Origin of the sequence: Dokdonella sp. (genome assembly GCF_036518555.1) — a bacterium.
In the GTDB taxonomy this organism is placed as follows: Bacteria; Pseudomonadota; Gammaproteobacteria; order Xanthomonadales; family Rhodanobacteraceae; genus Dokdonella_A.
Window position 1 is genome coordinate 1 of record NZ_DATDMY010000101.1, and the last position, 5,976, is coordinate 5,976.

A 5,976-nucleotide genomic window follows, 5' to 3' on the forward strand; every position below is an offset into this window, starting at 1 on the left:
ACCGCCCAGGTGATCGCGGCGAGTTCGGACAGCAGCCAGAGCGAGAACACGATGCCGACCACCGGCACGATCGGCACCCATGGGGTGCGGAACGCGCGCGGCAGGTCGGGCTTGCGCCGGCGCAGGATCAGCACCGCGCTGCAGATCACGATGAACGCGGACAGCACGCCGATGTTGACGAGCTTGGCGACTTCCCCGAGTGGGAACAGGCCGGCGACGAGCGCCGTGAACAGGCCGAGCGCGACGGTCGGCCGGTGCGGCGTGCCGTACCGCGGATGCACTTTCGCGAACCAGGCCGGCAGCAGGCCGTCGCGCGACAGCGCGAACCAGATGCGCGCCGCAGCGAGCATGAACGCAAAGATCACGCTGAGGATGCTCGCTATCGCAGTGGCCGAGATGGCCGCGCCGATCCACTTCATGCCGAGCGTCTGGAACGCGTGCGCGACCGGCGCGTCGTTGCCGAGCTGCGTGTAGGGCACCATGCCGGTGAGCACGAGCGTGATGGCGATGTAGAGCGCCATCGACACGCCGAGCGAGAGCAGGATCGCGCGTGGCAGGTCGCGCTGCGGGTCCTTCGCCTCCTCGGCCGCGGTGGTCAGCGTGTCGTAGCCGAACACGGCGAAGAACACGACCGCGGCCGCGGTGACGACGCCCTGCCAGCCGTAGTGGCCGACGCCGTCCGCGCCGACGATGCGCTCGGGCACGAACGGGTGCCAGTTGGCGGGATCGACGTGGAACATGCCGACGCCGATCACGATCACTACGGCGACGACCTTGATCGCGACGATGAGCGTGTTCGCGCGCGCGCCCCACTCCGTGCGCAGGGTCAGCAGCACGGCGACCGCCATCGCGACGAGCGCGCCGATCAGGTTGAACATGCGGCCGTCGCCCGAGTGCGGCGCGCCACGCAAGGCCTCGGGCACGTGCAGCCCGAACGCATCGAGCAGGTTGAGCACGTAGCCGGACCAGCCGCTCGCGACCGCGGCGACGATGAGCGCGTATTCGAGCAGCAGGTCCCAGCCGATGAGCCAGGCGATCAGTTCGCCGAGCGTCGCGTAGCTGTACGTGTAGGCGCTGCCGGTGACCGGTATGAGGCCCGCGAACTCGGCGTAACAGAGCGCGGCGGCCGCGCTCGCGATGCCCGCGATGATGAACGACAGCGCGACCGCCGGCCCGGCGTTCGCCGCGGCCTGCTGCCCCGCGAGCACGAAGATGCCGACGCCGATGATGCCGCCGAGGCCGATCGCGGTGAGCTGCCAGACGCCGAGCACGCGACGGAAGTCGCGCCGCGAGCCGAGTTCGGCCTGCAGCTGTTCGATCGGCTTGTGACGCGTCAGTTGCGCGAGCAGGCTCATGCGGCGTTTCCCCTGGACGGAAGCGTCGATCATAGCCGCAACGCCGGGCCGCGCTCAGCGCACTGCAGCACGAGCCGGCATGCGCGCAACGGCGCGCCCGGCGACCCTTGCGCGCGACGCGCGCGTCAACCGTCGAAGCCGTCGACGAAGATCGTGTCGTCGGCGCCGGCGCCGAGCGTGCCGTCGGGATTGAGGTTCTGCGCGCGAACGGTCGCGTCGTCGCCGTTGCCGCCGTCCTGCCACGCGTATACCGCGAAACCGCCGGCGCCGATCGCCGCGTCCATGCGGCCGGTGTAGCGCTGCGTCTTCACCATGGTCGACTGCGCGGCCCAGACGTAGTCGCCCGCGGCGTCGAGGCGCGCGACCGTGAGCGGCTGGTCCGCCGCCGGGATCGCGCCGGTCACCCATCCCGCGAGCATGCCGTCGGCCATCGGCAGCGCGGTCAGCTGCGAGATCACGTGGGTGCCGTCGGTCGAATCGGCCAGCGGCACGAGCACCTTGCCCGTGTCGCCCCAGAGACGTGCGCCGCTCGCGTCGATGCGTTGCGCCGAGACGCCGTCATAGTCGCGCGTGCCGTCGTTGAAGTAGTCGTTCCAGACGACGTCGATGCTGCCGCTCGCGGCGTTCCAGCTCGCGACGGTGCCGAAATGCTGCTGGGTCGTGTCGGTCGTCGCGAGCACGCCGTCGGCGTCGAGCAGAGCGTTGCCGTTCGCGTCCAGGTGCTGCACGCGCGCGTTGAACGCGAGCCCGGTCGCGTCGTAGTCCCAGAACACGCCGCCGCCGGCAGCGTCGGCGAGGAACGGCGGGTAGTAGCCCGCCTGCAGGTTGCCCGCGCCGAACACGCGCACGGCGCTGCCGCCACCCCACAGCGGCGCACCGTCCGCGGCCGCGAGCTTCTGCGCGCGCAGGATGCGCGTCGATCCGCTCTGGTTCGACCACGACACGATCGCGTCGCCGCCGAGGCCGGGTTGCACGCCGCCGAGCAGCTTGAGTCCGCTCGGCTGGTCGAGCAGCACGCCGAGGGCAGCCCATCGCGCCGTGCCCGTCGGATCGAGCTTCTGCGCGCGCACGCCGGCGTCGGACGACCAGGCGACGACGACGTCGCCGTCGCTCGTCGACGCCACATAGGCGTTGTAAACCCCTTCGGTCGACGCCGGTGCCGACACGGTGACGCCGTCGGCACCCCATGCGAGCGCACCATCGGCGAGCACCTTGCTCACGACGATGTGTTCGTCGTTGGAACCGTTCGCGCAGCAGTTGAACGAAACGTACGCGTCGCCCGCGGCGTCGACGGCGAGGCCGTAGTCGTAGGTGAAGGCGTAATCGCGATCGGCGACGAGTACGCCGTCGTGCGCCCAGAGCGCGTGGCCGCCCGCGTCGAGGCGCTGCAGGCGCACGTCGTAGCCGCTCGCATCGGCGAACCAGCTCACGTAGAAGCCGCCGTCCGGCGCCGCGACGACCTTCGGTTGCGTCGTTCCGCCCGCGGCGTCGCCGACGACGAGGTTGTTCGCCGGATCGGACGACCATTGCGCGTGTGCGGCGATCGAGAACGAGCCCGCCAGCGCGAGCACGGCAAGGCGAAGCGGCACGGCGAGCATGCATGTCATGGCGTAGCCTCCAGGTGGCAATGGGGCGACGGCGCGCCCCGGGTGGCCGTGGTGGTCCTCGGCGATTCGAGGCCCCCGCGGCGCGCGGATACGTCGCGCGCGATCACTCGCGCATGCTCGGTGGCGGCCCTCGCCGTCCCGCTCGTCGACGCGCATCGCGCAGTCGCGGCGCTCGCACTTGGCGCGATCGAGCGCCGCGTCGGCGCGCGCGATCTGCGGTAGGCGGTCCATAAGCGCGCGCCGCGTCCTCGACTTCGAGTGCGAATGGCGCGCGACCTTCGAAGCAGGTACGCGACGACGTCGTGCCAGCCATGCCGGTCCAGGCGCGCGTGTCCGTCGTCGGTGCCGGCCCACGGCGCATCTTCGCCGGACGCGCCGGCCGTCGGCGCCGAACGCCGTGCAGATCATCCGCGACGAACGCCGTTCCGATGCGCCTGCCTTTCATGACGGCCCCCCGATGCCCCGCGACGAGTGTACTTCGACGCCGGCGCAGCGATGGCGCGCCGGCGCGAACGTGCCTGGCGCGGTCCACCGCGGGCTGAACCGCGTCCCGCTATCCGGCGACTGAACATTCAGCGCGCGTTTCTTGCCCGGCGTCGATGCGTGGTGCTGAAGTCCGGGCGTCGTATCCAGCGACATCGTCGAGGAGGTACCCATGCACGCCACCGTCCACCGCAGCTCGCTTCTCGCCCTCGTTGCCGCGCTCGCCGCCGCCCCCGCGTTCGCGCAGGACGACCTCGAGGCGAAGATGAAGGGCGACGATCGGCCATCGGACGCGCAGGTCGAACTGCGCAACCAGTCGCGCTGGTCGCTGCAGGAGCTGTACTTCGCACCGATCGGCAGCGATCGGTGGGGCCCGAACCAGCTCGGCCACCATTCGGTGCATCCGGACGGCACATTCACGCTGACCGGAATCCGCTGCGACAAGTACGACGTCAAGATGGTCGACGACGACGATAACGAGTGCATCGTGCGCGATGTCTCGCTGTGCGGCGCCGACCGCATCTGGCGCATCGAGAACCGCGACCTCGAGCGCTGCCAGGCGCGCACGAACCGCGAGTGACGACGTGGAAAGCGGGGAGCCGCGCGGCTTCCCGCGTTTCCTCCATCAGCGCGACTTGCTGCGTCGACGCGCGCTGAGGTCGGCAGGCGGGGCGAACGAATCGGGCCGCGCCTCGTGCCAGAAGCGCTGGAACACCGCATGCTCGGGCACGCTCGCGAGCAGTTCGCCGGGCTCGAGGAAGCGATGCAGGGATGCGAGCGATCGCACCTCGTTCGGCGACACGCGCCGAATCACGTGCTCGGGCCCGAGTTCCGACGGATGCTCGAGCCCGGCCGCCTGCAGCAGCTCCTTCAGCGCCCGCAACGTGTTCTCGTGGAAGTTGGCCACGCGCGCGGCCTTGTCCGGTACGTCGAGCTTGTTCCAGCGGCGCGGGTCCTGCGTCGCGACCCCGGTCGGGCAGCGGTCGGTGTGGCAACTCTGCGACTGGATGCAGCCGAGCGCGAACATGAAGCCGCGCGCCGCATTGCACCAGTCCGCGCCGATCGCGAGCGTGCGCGCGAGGTCGACCGCGGTGATCACCTTGCCGCTCGCGCCGATGCGCACGCGCTCGCGCAGGTCGAGGCCGACCAGCGTGTCGTGCACGAGCATGAGCGCTTCGCGCAACGGTGCGCCGACGTGGTCGGTGAACTCGAGTGGCGCCGCACCGGTGCCGCCCTCGCCACCGTCGACGACGATGAAGTCGGGCAGGATGCCGGTCGTCGTCATCGCCTTGGCGATGCCGAACCATTCCCACGGATGGCCGATCGCGAGCTTGAAGCCGGTCGGCTTGCCGCCCGACAGCTCGCGCAGGCGCGCGACGAAGCGCAACAATCCTTCCGGCGTGTCGAAGGCCGAGTGGCGCGCGGGCGAGATGCAGTCTTCGCCCATCGCGACGCCGCGCGTCGCGGCGATCTCGGCGCTCACCTTCGGCGCCGGCAGCACGCCGCCGTGGCCGGGCTTGGCGCCCTGCGACAGCTTGATTTCGATCATCTTCACCTGTTCGAGCGCGGCCTTCTCGGCGAAGCGCGCCTCGCTGAACACGCCCGCGCGCTCGCACGCGCCGAAGTAGCCGGAACCGAGTTCCCAAACGATGTCACCGCCGTTCTCGCGGTGATAGGACGACAGCGAGCCCTCGCCGGTGTCGTGATAGAAGCGCCCGCGGCGCGCGCCTTCGTTGAGCGCGCGGATCGCGTTCGGCGAGATCGCGCCGAAGCTCATCGCCGAGATGTTGAACACGCTGGCGGAATACGGCGTCGCGCACTGCGTCCCGATGTCGATGCGGAAATCGTGGCGATCGATGCGACTCGGTCGGATCGAGTGGTTGATCCATTCGTAGCGCTCGGCGTACATGTCGAGCTCGCTGCCGAACGGGCGCACGTCGAGTGCGTTCTTGGCGCGCTGCTTCACCACTGCGCGCTGCACGTGCGAGAACGGCACCTCCTCGTTGTCGGACTCGACCACGTACTGGCGCAGCATCGGCCGCACGTATTCGAAGAAGAACCGCACATGGCAGATCAGCGGGTAGTTGCGCCTCAGGGTCGAGCGCTTCTGCGCGAGGTCGGCGAGGCCGACGACGACGAGCACCGCGCTCGCGATCGCGAGCAGGCGCACGCCGAGGCCGAGGTGCCATCCGGCGAACGCGAGCGCGCAGACGAGCGCGCAGGCGATCAAGGCAAGATAGCGCGAGGGCAACCACGATTCCATGGCGACTCCTGATCGGCGCGCGGCGACGCAGCCTCTCGCCCGAGCATAGCCGAGGTCGGGCCGCCACCATTGCGGCTACACTCGCGGGATGGAAGACAGCGAGCGCCCCAAACCGCCGCGCCGGCGCACGTCGACCGAGGCCGGCGATGGCGCCACGACGACGAAGCCGCGCACGCGCCGCAGCCCGGCCGCGGTCGAAGGCGACGGTGCAGCACCGAAACGTGCGCCGCGCGTTCGTGCGGCGCCGATCGCGGATGAAACGGCAGCG

Annotated in this window: 4 protein-coding genes; 1 reads left to right on the forward strand and 3 read right to left on the reverse strand. The window is 70.4% G+C overall.

Annotation, left to right across the window (positions count from 1 at the left end; genetic code table 11):
• Together VI238_RS06315 and VI238_RS06320 are read right to left on the reverse strand one after the other, a co-directional pair.
• Positions 1-1,355: amino acid permease (locus VI238_RS06315; RefSeq protein ID WP_331649599.1), on the reverse strand; the 1,355-nt coding region annotated here is incomplete at its 3' end.
• A gap of 125 nt (positions 1,356-1,480) precedes the next feature.
• On the reverse strand, positions 1,481-2,962 hold the full coding sequence (locus tag VI238_RS06320; RefSeq protein WP_331649601.1) for a hypothetical protein: 1,482 nt from the start codon (positions 2,960-2,962) through the stop codon (positions 1,481-1,483).
• 655 nt (positions 2,963-3,617) lie between these two features.
• Here VI238_RS06320 and VI238_RS06325 point away from each other — a divergent pair.
• Positions 3,618-4,025 (forward strand): hypothetical protein, encoded by a 408-nt coding sequence (locus VI238_RS06325; RefSeq protein WP_331649603.1) that lies wholly within the window; start codon positions 3,618-3,620, stop codon positions 4,023-4,025.
• Positions 4,026-4,070: 45 nt separating this feature from the next.
• Here VI238_RS06325 and VI238_RS06330 read toward each other — a convergent pair whose 3' ends face one another.
• Positions 4,071-5,708, reverse strand: coding sequence for an FMN-binding glutamate synthase family protein (locus tag VI238_RS06330; RefSeq protein WP_331649605.1), 1,638 nt, complete (start codon positions 5,706-5,708; stop codon positions 4,071-4,073).
• Positions 5,709-5,976: the final 268 nt, after the last annotated feature.

Excerpts from the sequence above, each read along its gene's own strand:
- VI238_RS06320 (WP_331649601.1), bottom strand. The coding sequence starts at position 2,962 with ATGACATGCATGCTCGCCGTGCCGCTTCGCCTTGCCGTGCTCGCGCTG.
- VI238_RS06325 (WP_331649603.1), top strand. The coding sequence starts at position 3,618 with ATGCACGCCACCGTCCACCGCAGCTCGCTTCTCGCCCTCGTTGCCGCG.
- VI238_RS06330 (WP_331649605.1), bottom strand. The coding sequence starts at position 5,708 with ATGGAATCGTGGTTGCCCTCGCGCTATCTTGCCTTGATCGCCTGCGCG.